Source organism: Kitasatospora sp. NPDC018058, assembly GCF_044327205.1.
GTDB lineage: Bacteria > Actinomycetota > Actinomycetes > Streptomycetales > Streptomycetaceae > Kitasatospora.
Genome location: NZ_JBIRFA010000161.1, coordinates 1 through 1026 on the forward strand (window position 1 = coordinate 1; position 1026 = coordinate 1026).

The window sequence follows — 1026 nt, forward strand, 5'->3', positions numbered from 1 at the left end:
CATCTGGATTGGCATCGATATCAAGAACCTTGACCCACTCCGAGGGCTCATAGCGAGCAATCATGGACAGCGTGTACAAGACGGCCCACCAAGCCAGGAACGGGTGCAACGGAAGCTTGCCACCATCAAACGCAGGGAACGCGTAGCGCACATCGTCACCTAGGTATGCCACTGTGAGCCGATTTTGCAGCTCCTCGGCGGATTCCTTCCCCTGAGCCACCCACTTGCGCGACAGCTGAAAGCTCAGCCCATCAGAACGCCTCACAGTCCTGTTCAACACAGTGCCAGCTTCCTGCGCCCCTGCCAGAGTTGGGTAATTGGAGAGGAAGGTGGCGAATTTCTCCTCGCTTTCCTTCCGCAGCAACCTCGCCGGAAGGCCCACCAGCCACCCGTAGATGATGTACCGCATCTCCTGATCCGGAACATCTGAGGCCGTCTGATGATGGACATAGGAAAGGGCAGGAAAGGAGGGCATTCCCGCGGAGGTTAGCGGCACAGAGGAAAGCTCGGGGATGGAAGCCCAGATCTTCCCCAAGGGAACTCCACCCGCAAGTGACCCCGAACCTACAAGCGGGGCGAGCTGAGTGAAGCTTCCCCTCCCTTTGTCTTGTACGCTGATGCTGGCCAGGTTGCGAATGTTCGCCAGATCCGCCTTTATTCCATGCGACTCCAATTGCCACGCATCATTTGTGGCCCGACGCGAGGCAGCCGCAACAGCCCTCCCAGCCTGACTGAGCGCATAGAACAGAAGCAGAGGGCGAGAGGCATAGCCAACACCTTTCGCAGCACTGAACAGTTGCTCCGCCTGCTCAAGCGCCGCTCCGAATACGGCACGACGCTCAGTTGTGCTCGCAGCGCCCGGTGGGCGATGCCGCAGCCCCCGCACCTTGCGCCACACTGAGTCAGTCGAAGGGGCTCCCATATTGGCCCATGTCCCGGTGATGCGGACCCCTCCCCCGCTGAGAGGGAGAGGGAACGAAGAGGTAGCCATGTCTGATTCTCTACACATCACCGGGCGGGGGTCCT

Annotated in this window: 1 protein-coding gene; it reads right to left on the reverse strand. The window is 59.9% G+C overall.

Annotation, left to right across the window (positions count from 1 at the left end):
* On the reverse strand, positions 1–1009 hold a 1009-nt coding region (locus tag ACH4E7_RS45730), incomplete at its 3' end, for a YaaC family protein (RefSeq protein WP_396255146.1).
* Positions 1010–1026: the final 17 nt, after the last annotated feature.